The organism is Nocardia sp. N2S4-5 (assembly GCF_044628355.1).
Taxonomy (GTDB): domain Bacteria; phylum Actinomycetota; class Actinomycetes; order Mycobacteriales; family Mycobacteriaceae; genus Nocardia; species Nocardia wallacei_B.
Window position 1 is genome coordinate 6,524,181 of sequence record NZ_JBIUPM010000001.1, and the last position, 14,456, is coordinate 6,538,636.

12 protein-coding genes are annotated in these 14,456 nt (G+C 71.3%); 9 read left to right on the forward strand and 3 right to left on the reverse strand.

Going from position 1 to position 14,456, the window contains the following annotated elements; all coding sequences use genetic code 11:
* Nucleotides 1-178 precede the first annotated feature (178 nt).
* Genes ACFMRZ_RS30240 through ACFMRZ_RS30265 form a run of 6 tightly spaced genes read left to right on the forward strand, consistent with a single transcriptional unit; the run spans nucleotide 179 to nucleotide 7,580 of the window.
* Nucleotides 179-982 carry a hypothetical protein gene (locus ACFMRZ_RS30240; protein WP_280272444.1) on the forward strand — a complete coding sequence of 268 codons (804 nt, stop codon included), beginning with the start codon at nucleotides 179-181 and terminating at the stop codon, nucleotides 980-982.
* Complete coding sequence (locus ACFMRZ_RS30245) at nucleotides 982-2,091, forward strand: serine/threonine-protein kinase (RefSeq protein WP_400181682.1); 1,110 nt, start codon at nucleotides 982-984, stop codon at nucleotides 2,089-2,091. The genes ACFMRZ_RS30240 and ACFMRZ_RS30245 overlap by 1 nt, the downstream gene beginning before the upstream one ends.
* Entirely contained in the window at nucleotides 2,088-3,671 is a 1,584-nt protein-coding gene (locus ACFMRZ_RS30250) for a hypothetical protein (protein ID WP_400181683.1), read from the forward strand. Before ACFMRZ_RS30245 ends, ACFMRZ_RS30250 begins: the two co-directional genes overlap by 4 nt.
* Nucleotides 3,668-4,186: a hypothetical protein gene (locus tag ACFMRZ_RS30255; protein WP_400181684.1), complete on the forward strand. Its 519-nt coding sequence runs from the start codon at nucleotides 3,668-3,670 to the stop codon at nucleotides 4,184-4,186. Before ACFMRZ_RS30250 ends, ACFMRZ_RS30255 begins: the two co-directional genes overlap by 4 nt.
* Nucleotides 4,183-6,690 carry an Hsp70 family protein gene (locus ACFMRZ_RS30260; protein WP_400181685.1) on the forward strand — a complete coding sequence of 836 codons (2,508 nt, stop codon included), beginning with the start codon at nucleotides 4,183-4,185 and terminating at the stop codon, nucleotides 6,688-6,690. The genes ACFMRZ_RS30255 and ACFMRZ_RS30260 overlap by 4 nt, the downstream gene beginning before the upstream one ends.
* Nucleotides 6,687-7,580: an OmpA family protein gene (locus tag ACFMRZ_RS30265; RefSeq protein WP_400181686.1), complete on the forward strand. Its 894-nt coding sequence runs from the start codon at nucleotides 6,687-6,689 to the stop codon at nucleotides 7,578-7,580. The genes ACFMRZ_RS30260 and ACFMRZ_RS30265 overlap by 4 nt, the downstream gene beginning before the upstream one ends.
* Before the next feature lie 7 nt (nucleotides 7,581-7,587).
* Here the strand turns inward: ACFMRZ_RS30265 and ACFMRZ_RS30270 are convergent, their stop codons facing one another.
* Both ACFMRZ_RS30270 and ACFMRZ_RS30275 read right to left on the reverse strand, forming a co-directional pair.
* Nucleotides 7,588-9,276: a serine/threonine-protein kinase gene (locus ACFMRZ_RS30270; protein ID WP_400181687.1), complete on the reverse strand. Its 1,689-nt coding sequence runs from the start codon at nucleotides 9,274-9,276 to the stop codon at nucleotides 7,588-7,590.
* 317 nt (nucleotides 9,277-9,593) lie between these two features.
* Entirely contained in the window at nucleotides 9,594-10,166 is a 573-nt protein-coding gene (locus tag ACFMRZ_RS30275) for a hypothetical protein (RefSeq protein WP_280370516.1), read from the reverse strand.
* 174 nt (nucleotides 10,167-10,340) lie between these two features.
* On the opposite strand from ACFMRZ_RS30275, the gene ACFMRZ_RS30280 reads away from it, so the two are divergent.
* Together ACFMRZ_RS30280 and ACFMRZ_RS30285 are read left to right on the forward strand one after the other, a co-directional pair.
* Nucleotides 10,341-12,467 carry an acyltransferase family protein gene (locus tag ACFMRZ_RS30280; RefSeq protein ID WP_400181688.1) on the forward strand — a complete coding sequence of 709 codons (2,127 nt, stop codon included), beginning with the start codon at nucleotides 10,341-10,343 and terminating at the stop codon, nucleotides 12,465-12,467.
* Nucleotides 12,468-12,518: 51 nt separating this feature from the next.
* Complete coding sequence (locus ACFMRZ_RS30285) at nucleotides 12,519-13,433, forward strand: alpha/beta hydrolase family protein (protein WP_400181689.1); 915 nt, start codon at nucleotides 12,519-12,521, stop codon at nucleotides 13,431-13,433.
* A 7-nt stretch (nucleotides 13,434-13,440) separates the two neighbouring features.
* Here ACFMRZ_RS30285 and ACFMRZ_RS30290 read toward each other — a convergent pair whose 3' ends face one another.
* Complete coding sequence (locus ACFMRZ_RS30290) at nucleotides 13,441-13,650, reverse strand: hypothetical protein (protein ID WP_280273266.1); 210 nt, start codon at nucleotides 13,648-13,650, stop codon at nucleotides 13,441-13,443.
* Nucleotides 13,651-13,729: 79 nt separating this feature from the next.
* Between ACFMRZ_RS30290 and ACFMRZ_RS30295 the strand changes: the two genes are divergently transcribed.
* Nucleotides 13,730-14,374 (forward strand): GntR family transcriptional regulator, encoded by a 645-nt coding sequence (locus ACFMRZ_RS30295; RefSeq protein WP_400181690.1) that lies wholly within the window; start codon nucleotides 13,730-13,732, stop codon nucleotides 14,372-14,374.
* The last annotated feature ends 82 nt before the right edge of the window (nucleotides 14,375-14,456 follow it).

The window sequence follows — 14,456 nt, forward strand, 5'->3', positions numbered from 1 at the left end:
GTCTCCCCTACCTCCGGGCGACTCCGAAACCAGCGGACCGCCAACCGATTCGCGGCTCACCCTAACCGCATCTCGGGCGCCCGGCGGCGGCTGCGACACATTTCCGGGACCGGTCCCGGCGATCGCTGTCAGGATCGGTGCGACGGCAACTCGGCGACGGAGAGGCAGGGTGATTCGGATGTGCCGCACGTTGGAACCCGTAGGCGGACAGCGGTTGCCCGCCTCGCACGACAGCCTCGCCCGAGGCGTGTCGGCACCGGTGGCGGGGACGGTGTCGGCGCTGTCGCTCGTCGGCGGGGTCAGTTTCGGCCCGAAGGAGGGGCGCAAGGTCGTCTTCGGACGCAACCGGCCGCTGGTGCACGTGTGTGTCGGCGAGAACGATCTGCGGATCAGCCGTCACCAGGGCACCCTGGTGTGCGGCAACGGCCGGTGGTGGGTGCGCAACCTGGGCGCCCAGCCGATCCGGGTCGCCGAATCGTGCCTGCTGTTCCGCGACGAGGACCCGGTGGCGTTGGAGCCCGGCTACACGCCGCTGTTCATTCGCGGGTCGGAGCGGCGGGAGCATCTGCTGGAGATCTTCGTCAGCAATGCCGAACTGCGCGAGCCCGGTCCCCGGCACCGGCACGTGACCAGCCCGGCGGTGTCCTACGACCTCACCGATGCCGAACGCCTGGCGCTGGTCGTACTGGGCCAGCGGTACCTGCGTCACGAAGCGCGCCCGCAGCCGTGGACGTGGGACGCGACCGCGCGACTACTCGCCTACCTCGAGCCGGACGCGGGCTGGAAGCGCCGCCGGGTGGAAGACCTCGTCCTCGGTGTCCGCCTGCGCCTGTGCGGCCTCGGCGTATCCGGGCTGACCGCCGACGAGGTGCCGCAGCCGATCGGAAACATGCTGAACCACAACCTGATTCAGGAACTGATGCTGTCCGGCACCCTCGTCCCGCGCGATCTGGCCCTGATCGATTTCGGTGGCGAGGGCTGATGCGCCTGCTGCGGGAGGGGCAGCGCATCGGCGGCACCTACGAGGTCGAGCGGTTTCTCGGCGAGGGCGCGTTCGCCGAGGTGTACCGCGTGCGCCACCGCATCCTCGGACGGCAGGCGATGAAGGTCTTCAAACGCACCGGCACCGCGGCGGAGAACGAGGACATGCTCGGCGAGGCCATCATGTTGTCGCAGATGGGGCACCCCAACATCATCCGGGTGTTCGACGCCAACACGGTGACCACCGCACGCGGCGAATGTGGCTATTTCACCATGGAATACATCGCGGGCGGCAATCTGCAGAGCTTCTGGACCTCGCACCGCGAGCGGTTCGTACCGGTGGCCGATTCGGTGCGGATCCTGCAGCAGATCTCGGAGGGGCTGGCCGTCGCGCATTCGGCACAGCCGCCCATCATCCATCGCGACCTCACGCCACAGAACATTCTGGTCGGCTACGACCCGGCCGGATTGCGCGCCCGCATCAGCGATTTCGGGCTGGCGAAGCGGATCAACCCGCTCACGCTGCTGGCGAGTACGCGAGGCACGCTGGCGTTCAAATCGCCGGAGTCGCTGCTGGACCCGAACGGGGATTCCCGGGCCGGTGACGTGTGGGCCATCGGGACCATCGCCTATCTACTGCTCACCGATACCCTGCCCTACGACGACGGCGCACACGAAGACGGCCGTGCCGCAGCGTTTTTCGGCACGCAGCGACGGCGTCCGCCGCGTCCGCCGCACGAGCTGAACGCCGAGGTGGACGAGGAACTGGACCGGATCGTGCTGGCGGCGCTGGACCCCGACGCGACCGCACGCACTCCCGACGCCGGCGCGCTGGCCAAGCAGTTCGAGAGCCGGCGGGACCGCGCAGGCGGTGGCTCCGAGGCGGCGCGTCTGTCCCAGCACACTTCGAAGACGGTGCTCGGGAATCGTTCCCCGGCGGACGAACGGCATGCGGAGCGGCTGGCAGAGCGCGCCCTGACCCTGGCCCGGCAGGCCGCGACCCTGCCCGAGGCCGCCGATGTGATGGAAGAGGCGTTCGGCCGGTCGCCCCGTTTGCGTGAAGCGTACGAGGGCCGGCTTCGCCTGTGGCGCAAAGGAGTTGTGACGTGAGTACCGCGGCGCCCGGCCGGGACGGCACGGCGGAGACGGACCTGGCGCGGCGCGCCGACGACTTGGACCGGATCCTTCGCCCGCTCACCGGCACGGGGATGTATCGCAATAACGCTTTCCGGGTGACCGGCGTGCCCACGACCGCCTCGCCGACCGTAATCCGCCGCCGCCGTGCGGAGTTGACGCTGTCGGAGCGGCTGGGCGTGCCGTACCAGGCGACCGGTGACCTACCGCCGGACCCGGCGCCCGACGTGGACGCGGTGAAGATGGCGTTCGAGACGCTGCGGGATCCGGTGGCGCGCCTGATCCACGAAATGCTCTGGCTGTGGCAGACCGACGCCGAGCACGACGCCGCTGTGCGCGCGCATTGCGCTGTGCTGGAAGAATATTCACCCACCGACCACAGTGCCGAGGATTTCGAGAACGACCCCCGGGCGCAGCGCTGGGCCGACGCTCTGCGGCGGTGGTCGGGCGTGCTCGACGCGGAGCGGACCTGGGAGCGGGCCCGCGAGCGCGTCGGTGAGATCGACGACCCCCGGTTGACCACCGGCGTGGTCCGCCGCCTGCGGGAGCGGCTGCCGCGGCACCTGATCGACGTCAGCGTCGCCTTGGCCGTCGAGGTGGTCGAGTCGGTGGGTCCCGCCGCCGCGGACTGGCATCTGCGCCTGCTCGACGAGTCGCCCCTGGACGACGACCTGATCGACGCGGCGCTGCGGGGCGCCACGCGGCCGCTGGAGGCCCGGATCGCGGCCGCGTGCGCGACGGCCGAGCATGCCGCGGCGGCGGACGGCGAGGACTCCGCGGCGGCTGGGTGGACCCTGGTCGAGCGTGCCACGCCCGCGCTGGCCGTGACGGCGGCACTGCTCGGCGACGACGATCCGGTCAGCGAGGCGGCCTCCGATCAGGTGGCGCGGACCCTGAACCGCTGTGCGACAACGCATCTGCGGTCGACGTCGGATACCGCGGCCGCACTGGCGCTGCTGACGCGGGCGGGCGAGATGGCCCGGCTGGCCACCACGATCGAGCTGGTGGGCAGCAACCGCGACGTGGTCGCCGCCGAGTCCGTCACCGGGAGTGTCGCGGACCTGATCACGCTGGGCCGGGTCAACAGCGCCGCGGACCGGCTGCGCGCCTGGCGCCGCCGCACCGCGGACCCGGCGGTGCGCAGACAACTCGACGCGGTGCTGGCCGAGCCCCGAGCCATCGTCGCGCCGCCGCCCCGAGGCGGCCTGTTCGAGGGATTTTGGTTCATCGGCTTTTCGTTCGTGATGGGCAGCCGGGCACTCGCGGCGGACGGCACCTTCGTTACCACGCACTACGCCGCGCCGTGCTTCGTGCCGATCCCGATGGCCTCCTACCTGCGCGACGAGACCTACTACTACGGCAAGGTGCCGCTGACGGTCCGCGCCCGGATCTGGCGGCTGGTCGTGCTGCTCGGGCTGGTGACGCTGCTCGTGCGGCCGTACGAGGGAGCGACCGAACTGCGCAACTTCCTGGTTGTACTGGCGCTGGCCGGACTGCTGTGGGCCTGGCGGGCGTACCGGCTGCACCGTTTCGCAACCGAACAGGTGGGCCGATGACCCGAAAAGCCATGGGGCTCTCGAACATTCGAAGAATCGTCCGGCAACACCGGTTTCCGGCGGAGTTCCGCATCCCGGCGCCCGACCGATATTCGGTCCGGCCGGGTGACCAGCTCGAGACGCTGCCGATGCCCGTCGTGACCGATCCGGAGCCGGCCCCGGCGGTCGTCGCCGGATTGGACGATGCCGTGATCGCCGATGTCGCGACGGGCGTGTGGCGGGTGCTGAAGAGGTTCGCGGCGGACAGCGAGGCGGCCAAGGCGCAGCGGCTGGCCACCCGGAACCTGACCGCTGTCGCCGAACGCCTGGCCGACGCACAGGTCCGCATCCAGGATCACGACGGCGCGGTCTTCGACCCCGGCCTGTCGCTGCGGGTCATGGCCTACGAGGCGCGCGCCGGCATAGATCGCGAACTCGTCGTGGAGACCGTGCGGCCGTCGGTCTACCGGTCCGGGCGCTGCATCCAGACCGGCCAGGTGATCGTGGGAATGCCCGAGAAAGGACAACCAGCATGACGCGCGAGACCATCGATTTCGGGATAGACCTGGGCACCACGAACAGTGCCATCGCGGTTGTCGACGCCGACAGCGCACGCGTGATCCGCAACAACGACCAGGGCGAGTACACGCCGTCGGCGGTGTATGTGAACCGCATGAAACACGTGCGGGTGGGCGCGGTGGCCAAGGAGCGGGTCGACGCGGATCCCGACAACGCGTGCGCCGAATTCAAGTTGCAGATGGGAATGCGCGGCGCGCACAAGCACTTTCGCGCCGCGGACCTGAGCATGAGCCCGGCGGATCTGTCCGCGGAGATACTGAAATCGCTGCGGGACGACGTCCGGCAGGCCCTGGGCGAGGACATCGACGCCGCGGTCATCACCGTCCCGGCCGCCTTCGAACTCGACCAGTGCGACGCGACGCGCACCGCCGCCGCGCAGGCCGGGCTCGAGTTCGCGCCGCTCATCCAGGAGCCGAGCGCGGCGGCGTGGGCCTACAGCGCGCACGGACCGGCCGAGCGCGGCTTCTGGCTGGTCTACGACTTCGGCGGCGGCACCTTCGACGCGGCCGTCATCCGGGTCGCCGACGGCGAGTTCAGCACGATCAACCACGCGGGGGACAACTTTCTCGGCGGCAAGCTGATCGACTGGGCGGTCGTGGAGGAGCTGCTGATCCCGGCGGCCCGCGGCGCCCTGGGGATTCCGGAGCTGGCGCGCGGGAACCGGCGCTACGCCGGCACCGTCGCCAAACTGAAGGCCGCGGCCGAGACCGCGAAGATTCAGTTGTCGCGCGCCGCCTCGGTCTCCGGCGAGGTGCTGCTCGACGGCGCGGACGGCGCGGTCGTCGAATTCCCCTACGAGATCACCCGCGCGGACCTGGAACGGCTCGCCATGCCGTTCTATCGGCGCTCGATCGCCCTGTGCCGCAAGGCGCTCGCCGAATCCGAGCTCGCGACCGGCGAGATCGACCGGGTGCTGCTGGTCGGTGGCGCGACGCTGGCGCCGACCCTGCGGCAGCTGCTGGCCGATCCGGGCGAGGGGCTGGGGCTGCCGCTGGACCACAGCCTGGACCCGGTCACCGTCGTGGCCCGGGGCGCGGCGCTGTTCGCGGGCACTCAGCGGGTGCCGCCGCGGTCCCGGCCGACCCGGGGCGGGCAGGTGGTGATCGACATGGCGCATCAGCCGGTCGGTTCCGATCCCGATCCGCTCGTCGGCGGGCGGGTCGCGGCCGCGGAGGATCGCGATTGGACCGGCGCCACCATAGAATTCGTCAATCCCGACGGCGAACCCGCGTGGCACAGCGGGAAGATTCCGCTCACCGCCGACGGCACCTTCACCGCGCGGCTGCACGCCGAGGAGAAGACCACCAACCGGTATGTGGTGGAGGTACGCGACGCCCGCGGCACACCGCTGGACTGCGATCCGGAGCGGATCACCTACAAGCACACCACGCTGGTGGGCACGCCGCCCACGCTGAGCCATTCGGTCGGTATCGGGCTGGACGACAACGAGGTCTTGTGGCTGGCGCGCAAGGGCACCGAGCTGCCCGCCAAGACGCGCGAGGTCCTGCGGTCGACTGTCACCGTGCGGCGCGATGAGCGCACCGGCCTGATCCGGGTGCCCATCGTGGAAGGCGAGCGACCCCGGGCGGATCTCAATACGCTGGTCGGCGCGCTGGATATCACCCCGAGCCAGATCGTTCGCGATGTGCCCGCGGGCAGCGAGGTGGAGGTGCAGCTGCGGATCGACGCCAGCTTCGTGCCGCGCGCGGACGCCTACGTGCCGATCCTCGACGAGGAGTTCCCCATCACCGTCGAACTCGGCCGCACGACCTCGACCGATGCCGACGAATTGCGCCATGCCGCAGACGATCTCGAGGCGGGCCTGCACGATCTGGAGCGACGAGCCGGGCAGCTGGAGTCCCGGGGCGCCCGGGCGGCCGGGTTGATCGACGCCTTCGTGCGGGAGGGCGCGCTGGACGATGTCCGGCGGCAGGCCGCCGCGGCCGCGGTCGACCCGGACGCCGCGCGCGAATGCCAGAACCGGCTGCGCGACGCCCAGGTCGCCGTCGCGGATATCGAAGCGGCGCTGCGCTTTCCGGAACTCGTCGAGGAGGCGAACGGGCTGCTCGACTCCGTGCGCGAGCCGATCCTGAACTGGGGAAGTCCGGCGCGCCGGACCGCGCTGCGCGAGGCCGAGCGGTCCATCCGACATGCGGTGACGGCCGAGGACGACACCGTGCTGTGCCGCCAGATCGACGTCGTGCGTGAGGTTTTCGCGGAGGTGCTGCGCGATTCGGGCCGGTTGGAGGCGGTGATCTTCGGCGCCCGCGAGCAGGAGCTCGGCGAGCATCCGGACCCGGCGGTGCAGGATTCGCTCCGCAGAGGCCGGGCCGCGCTGGCGCGCGGGGACAACCTCGAGCTGCGCCAGGTTCTCACGCAACTCGACAAGCTGGCGCCCGACGAGACCGGTGCGCAAGCCGGCGGCGGGGCGTTCGGCAGCACCGTGGGACGGCGCTGGTGACCGCCGCGATCGCGCAGGCCGCGCGACTGGCCGGTGCGGGACACTACGACGAGGCCGAACAGATGTTGCACGAGGCCGGTGGACGAGAGGGCGCGGACCCGGACGTGCTCGACCTGCTGGCCCGAATCCATGCGCAGCGTGGGGAATTCGCCGACGCGGACGACTGCTGGGCGCGAGCGCAGCAGGCGGGTGGGGACGCTGCCGCGGCGCGGGCGGGCCGTCGGCGGCTGGCCGCGCTCCAGGCGCGCCGGGCGCGGAAGCATCCCGTCCGGGCGGGACTGACGCTGGTGGCGGCCGCGGCGATCGGGGCGGGCGGTATCGCGGTGATCCAGCACTATCCGGTGCGCGGCGCGGAGCTGTCGGCCCGGCTCGATGTGCTGCGCGGCGAGCAGCAGCGGCTTTCGAGGCAGGTCGGCGCGGTCGCCGACCGGTTCGACCGTGCGGTGGCCGACCGTGACGCGACACTGCGGGACCTGGCGGCGGCGCTGGCCGCCGAACCTGCGCTGCGCGCCTACCCGAGCGCGGACGCCCTCACCGTCACTTTCCCCGGCGGAATGTTCTCCGTAGGAACGGAATTGGCGGGCAACGGAGAGATGGCGCTGGACCGTTTCGCCTCGGTGCTGCCCTCGTTCGCCGACCGGGTGACGGTGACGGTCACCGGTCACACCGAGGCCGCGACCGTCTCGCCCACCCTCGGATACATCGACGCTGCCGAACTCGGTCTCGCCCGTGCCCGCACCGTCGCCGCGCATCTGGCCGTCGCCACCGGCCTGCCCTTGTCGATGTTTCTCCTGGCCAGCGCGGGCGCCACCGCGCCACCGTTCCCTGACGGGACGGACGCAGGGCCGCAAGCGAATCGGACGGTGACCGTCACACTCCGGCCCCGGTGACCGCGCCTCACCGAGTCAGGTTGATCGCGACGGTGGTCGCCAGCTCGGTGACGGTGGCGCAGCGTTGTTCGGGCGGTGCGGGCGTTCCGGCATACCTGATCACGACGACCTCGGCGTGGTCGCCGCCCGACGGCCCCCGGAAACGGCGGTACTCGATCTGCACGGTGCAGTCGTTGCGGTCCGAGCGGCGGAAGGCGGGTAGGCCCGCGAGCAGCAGCGGCTGCCCGGCTGCCGCCGTCTTCGGCGCGTCGCGGTCGTAGCGCAGCGTCACATGGCCGTCGATGGTGCTGTCCCACCGGCACGACCAGTCGCCGAATCCGGCGGCGGGGTGAACGGCGTCGATGCCCGGCACCTTGGCGAGCATCGATCCGTCCACCAGGCCGCACGCCTCGTGCCGCGCCAGCGAATCCGCCCCGAAGGGTCCCGGCCGCCGCGGTATCGGGCCGTGCCACAGGATGTTTCGCGCGCCGACGACCACGGCGTCGGCCAGCGCGCACGGGTCCGGCCCGTCGGGCACCAGGCGCTCACCGGTGATCTCGATATTGCCGCCACCCGAAAGCATCAGGGTCCGAATGCATCTGGCGCCGCTCGGCGGTTCGGCGGCGATCGTGATGTTCCCGGCGCGCGTGAACGCGATCTGCGAGGTCTGCTCGGGCGCGTCGGCCGACAGTCTCAGCCGGACATGGCCGGTGTCGGGGTGGAAATCCTCGCCCCACTGCCGAACCCGCAGATCGCAGGTGTCGAAGTTGGCCTCGTCGGTGGTCAGATCGATCCGCCCGTACGGCGCAAGCGTGGCCGGGTCGAGCAGCGCGCAGGGGTCGGCGGTGCGCGGGTCGCCGATCGAATTGTCCGCCGCGGCGACGGGCATCATCGCACCGGCCGTGACGATCGATGCCACCGCGACGAATTCCGCTGTCGCCGTGGTGATCCGCCGGAGCAGCACGCGATTCCAGCCGCGCGCGGGGCGTTCTACGCGCGCGAACCGGGTCGCCGCGGCCGCGGCGGTCGGACGGTGCTGCGGGCTCGGCTGCAACTGCTGGTCCAGCACCGCCTCGAGCGGGCCGGGATGGCGGCGGTGCGCGGTGACGGCCCGCAGCGACGCGGCCAGCGCGAAGACGTCCGCCTTGGGGCCGGGCGGCGCGCCGCGCTCGACCTCGGGCGCCAGATACTGCCATTTGCCCCGTGCCGCATCGATTTTCGGGCTCTCGCCGGTGGGCGCGTCGCGCAGGTCCAGGGAACTGCCGAAGTCGGTCAGCAGGGCGTCGCCCGCGTCGGTGACGATGATGTTCTCGGGGGAGACGTCGCAGTGCAGGATGCCGTTCTCGTGGCAGTGGGCCAGCGCGCCGGCGATCTGCTCGCCGATGGCCGCGGCCGTCGGCGCGTCGAGTTTCCGTTCCCGGCGGGCGATCTCGGCCAGCGAACGCCCCGGCACGTACTCCATGACCAGCCAGTGCACCCCGTCGCGCACGAGGATGTCGTGCACGCCGACGATGTGGGGATGCCGCAGCCGGGCCGCGTTGCGAGCGGCGGTCCGCAGGCGTTCGGCGCTGCCCGTGTCGTCCGGGCGCGGGCATTTCAGCACGACGTCGCGGCCCAGCTCCTCGTCCGCCGCCCGCCACACCATGCCCTCGCCGCCCAGGAGGAACAGCTCCCGCAACGTGTATCGGCCCGCGATGATGTCCCCGACGCTCGTCATGCGCCCACCCTGGTTGTCCGACCCCGATCCCGGCGAGCGCAGTGTAGACCGTCCGGGCTGTCGACGCGGGGCGGTTGCGGCAACTCGGTCCGGTTGTCCGAGGCGATATTTCGGGCGGCTGCCCAACTGCGGGAAGGCCGTAGCGTACGGGGTGGAGCGCATGCGTTGCCGCGTTCCTCGTCTACCCGGGCGCAGCGTGTCAAACCGGATTTCCGTTTCGGAACCTCCCGGCAAGCGCATCCCAGGACCGGCACTTCACGCGCCGCAGGTGTTGCTGCACGCTGCGCCCCGGGTCCACATCGTGGCCGAGCCGACGGTCAGAGGTGTCCGGGACTGAACTGACGCCATTCGGAATCGAGCCGCCGGGTGTGATGGCGGAACAGGGCGCCCTGCATCGCGGCGCAGAGGCCCGCACCGCTCAGCGCGGTCGCCGCGACCACACCCGCACCCGCGGCGATCCCGGCCAGCACCGCGGCGCCGGACCAGGTCGGCGGGACGGTCGGAGTACCGCCCGGGTCCAGCCACACCGTCACCCGCGCACCGCGGGACACATTCTCGGGCACCGACACGACCGCGGTGCCGGTGCGGCCGTCACGATCCCACCGCACCGTGGCCTCCGTGCCGCCGCGCGCCGCCCGCACCCGGTGCGGGTCCTCGACGACCGTGGCCTCGACGCGCGCCCGGGTCGCGTGCTCGACGCGAATCCGGTCGGCGTGGCCGCCGTACACCGCGGTGCCGACCGCTCCCGCGAACGGCACCGCGACCAGACAGGCCAGCACCGCGACCACGCGCAGCACGCCCAGTGCCCGGTCGCCCGACCGCATCAGGGGATTGCCGCTCCACGGCCCGGCCCGCAGCAGGCGAATACTGATCGAGGGATGATCCCGCACCTCGACGACCCTCTTCCCATTTCGCCGCCCCGGCCCGGTGGCCTTGATCCACACCGTGTTCGACCGAGGCGCTCGCTCACATCCTGTGTGTCGTTCGCGGCCCGCCCGTTGCTACGCGCTCGAGCCCCGAGACTTCCGAACGAGTGGCCCGGAATCTTTACCCGTGGTAAGAGAATGGTCGTGTCGCCGTCGATCCGCCTTCATCCTGCTGTGCTCGTTCGCGGTCGGAACCGACCGCTGTACGGCGCACCACCGGTCTCCGGCTATCGCGCGGATCTGGACGGTCTGCGCGGTGTGGCCATCGCGCTGGTGGTGGTGTTCCACATCTGGTTCGGCCGGGTGTCCGGCGGTGTGGACGTGTTCCTGGTGTTGTCCGGCTTCTTCTTCACCGGCCTGCTCCTGCGGCGGGCGGACGGAACCGGTTCCGTGGGTGTGGTTTTCACGCTGCGCCGCACCGCGCGCCGGTTGCTGCCCGCCATGGTCGTGGTGCTCGGCGCCGGTCTGCTGGCCGCGGTCGTGCTGCGGCCCTACACGCAGTGGGCGAATATCGCCGCGCAGACCCTGGCCTCGCTGTGCTACGTCCAGAACTGGCAGCTGGCATCGACGTGGTCGGATTATCTGGCGGCCGACCCGTCGGTGAGCCCCCTGCAGCACCTGTGGTCGATGTCGGTGCAGGGCCAGTTCTATCTCGTGGCGGTGCTGGTGGTCGCGGCGCTGGTCCGGGCCGCGCGGTGGCTCGGGCGGCCCGAGAGCGCGCGCCCGGTGCTGGGCGTGCTGGTCGTCGGGGCGGCCCTGCTGTCGTTCGGTTACGCGGCGCACGGCACGGCCACCCAGCAGGGCTGGAACTACTACGACAGCGTGGCGCGGGCCTGGGAGTTGCTGGTGGGAGCGGGGCTGGCGCTGGCCGCCCCGTATCTGTCGCCGCCGCGGGTCGTGCGCGCCGTGCTGGCCTGGGTAGGACTGGCCGGGGTGGTGCTGTGCGGATGGCTGATCCTCGACGGCGCCAACCGTTTTCCCGGTCCCGCCGCGCTGCTGCCGGTCGGTGCGGCCGTGGCCGTCATCGTCGCGGGCAACGGTCACACCGGCGACCGGGCGCCGTGGCCGATCCGGATCCTGTCGGGCCGGACCGCGCGGTGGCTCGGCGATCTCGCCTATCCGTTGTATCTGTGGCACTGGCCGATCCTGATCTTCTTCCTCGCCGACCAGAACCGCACCGACGCCGGATTCGCCGGCGGGCTCCTGGTGATCGTGCTCTCGGTGTTGCTGGCGTGGGTGACACAGCGCTGGGTCGAGGAACCGCTGCGGTTGCGGACGCGCCCCGCGCGGACCGGCCTTGCCGCGTTCGTCGGCTACCGCCGGGCGGCCGGATTGGCGGTCGCGCTGGTCGCCGTGTTGGTGGCCGTCGCCGCGGGCACCTGGCAGGTCGCCGTGACCAGGCTGAACCCGCCGCACGCGGTCGCCGATCTGGATGTGGCGCAGTATCCCGGTGCGGAGGCGCTCGACTCCGGCGCGCCCGTGCCGCACGCGTCGATGCGTCCCAGCGTGTTCGAGGCGCCCGCCGATGTGCCGCCACCCACCGCGGACGGGTGCATCGCGGACTGGGATACCCGCGAGGTCGTCACCTGCACCTACGGCGATCCGGCCGCGACCCGCACGCTCGCGGTGGCCGGGAGTTCCCATGCCGAGCACTGGGTTCCGGCACTGCAGGTGCTGGCCGCGCAGTACTCGTTCCGCATCCAGGTGTATCTGAAGATGGGTTGTCCGCTCACGCTCGCCGAGGACGCGACCTACAAGGGCGAGTCGAATCCGGACTGCCGCGACTGGTCGCGCGCCGCCATCGATCGCCTCGACGCCGATCGGCCGGACTGGGTCTTCACCACCGGCACCCGCCCGCGCGACGAGGGCGGCGACGAGACCCCGCAGGACTACCTCGACGTGTGGTCGGCTCTGGGCGAGCGCGGGCTGAACGTCGTCGCGGTCCGCGACACCCCGTGGCTGCGGCGCGACGGCGTGCGGTACCGGGCGGCGGATTGCCTTGCCCAGGGCGGCAATCCGATCGCGTGCGGCATGCGCCGGACGGACGCGCTGGACCCCGTCGATCCGGAACTCGAGCCGGCCTCCCGGTTCCCCAACGTCTTCCCGGTCGACATGACCGACGCCGTCTGCCAGCCGGACGTGTGCCCGGTGGTCGGCGGCAACGTGCTCGTCTACCACGACGAGCATCACCTGACGGCCAGCTACTCGCGGTCACTGGCCGGTCCGCTGGGGCGCCGGCTGCAGCCGATACTCGGATGGTGGTAGACGGCTAGGATTGCCGGGGCGAGTGATCACCGAGTACGGAGGTGCCCGATCGTGCTGGGAACCAGGCGCGGCCGGTTACGGGCACTGGCCGTGACGGCGGTGTTCGCGGCCGTGGCCTTGACCACCGGATACGGGGCGGTCGAACCGGCGACTCCCGCCGTGTTCGCCGCGGGCGCGCCCGCGACACCGGAGACGCCGCTGCGCATCGGCTACGGGAACGCCGCGGATACCTACGGCGACCTGTACCTGCCCGCGAGCGGTTCCGGTCCGTTCCCGGTGGTGGTGCTGGTTCACGGCGGGAGTTGGGCGCAGTATCGGACGCTGGCGCAATTCGCCTCGCAGTCCACGGCATTGGCCCAGCAGGGTGTCGCGGTCTGGAACATCGAGTACCGGCGGGTGAACGGCGCGGGGGGCTGGCCGGTCACCCTCACCGATGTCGAGCAGGCCGTCGACGCGCTGGCGACCGTGGTCCAGCAGCGTTCCGGCCGACGGCTGGACCTGCGGCGCGTGCATCTGGCCGGGCACTCCGCCGGTGGGCATCTGGCCGCGTGGGCGGCGGGCCGGCTCGCGGCGAATCCCGATGCGCGGCAAGCGGTTCGGATCCGCAGCCTCACGGTGCTGGCCGGGGTGCTGGATCCGGTGCTGGCGGTGCGGAACGGCCGTGACGCGGCGGTGCGCAAGCTGCTCGGCGGCGGCCCCGACGAGGTTCCCGACCGCTACCTGGAGGCGTCGCCGATCGAGCATCTGCCGCGCGGCATCCACATCAGCGCGTTGCACGGAGAGGCCGATCGGGTGGTGGACGTCGAGCAGAGCCGCCGCTACGTCGGCGCCGCTCGCCGCGCCGGGAACACGACGGACCTACAGATACTCCCCGGCGTCGGTCACGCCGAGTTCACCGCGCCCGCCTCGGCGGCCTGGGCCACCGCGTGGAAGACCATCCTCGACAACGTCGCGCGCGAGCGTTGAGCGGCCGTCACGACGGTGTCGAACTGGGTTCGGGCAGTGTGCATTCGGTGACCTTGGGGTCGACACCGAGGTAGTTCAGCGGACCGGCGACCACATTCAGCGCGATGGTTCCGAAATCGCCACAGCTCTGCGACATCTGGGTGAGATAGCCCCGCTGGCCGGCGGCCACCACCCCGACGATCAACCACACGAACATCAGCAGCGAGATCAGACGCATGACGATCCTCCCCGTTCCGGCGGCCTTTCCATCATGGCAGCTGCGGCCCCGGCATGCCGTCAGCCGCTACGCTCTCGGCGTGGCCGCCGGTGGAGAGAGTATCGGAGTGGCACCGCGGGAGGCGATCGCGCACGCGGTGCGGGAGGACATCCTCGCGGGACGTCTGGCGCCGGGCGACCGGTTACGCGAGACGGATCTGGCTCGGCGATTCGAGGTTTCGCGGGTGCCGATCCGAGAAGCGTTGTCGCAGTTGCACAGCGAGGGGTTCGTCACCCTGATCCGCTATCGCGGCGCGACGGTCTCGGACACCGCGGGGGCGGCCGCGCTGGAACTGGTGCAGGTGCGGCGCGGCCTCGAGGTGCTGGCGGCGCAGCTGGCCGCCGAGCGCGGCGGGGGAGAGGTCGCCGACGAACTCCGGCGGGTCGTCGAGCTGGGGCGCGGCACCGCGGCGCACGAACAACTGCCGTCGCTGATCGTGCAGTTCCACACGCTGGTCGGGCGTGCCTCGGGCAATCACCAGCTCCAGATCATGCTCGGCCAGATCCTGGGGCGGGTGTCGTGGATCTTCGATCAGCAGCTGGAAACCCGGACGGCCGGCTCGTGGAGTGAGCACGCGGCCATCGCCCAGGCCATCCTCGGCCGGTCGCCGGTCCAGGCGGGTTATCTGATGGGCGAGCACATCGCGAAGGACGAGGCCTTGGTGGTGGGCCTGCGCAACGGCTAGTTCGTATACAAATCTTTCCGCTGTACTGGCATGTAACGCGGCTTGAACCAACGGAAACGCGCTAGAAATACTCTTTGTATAC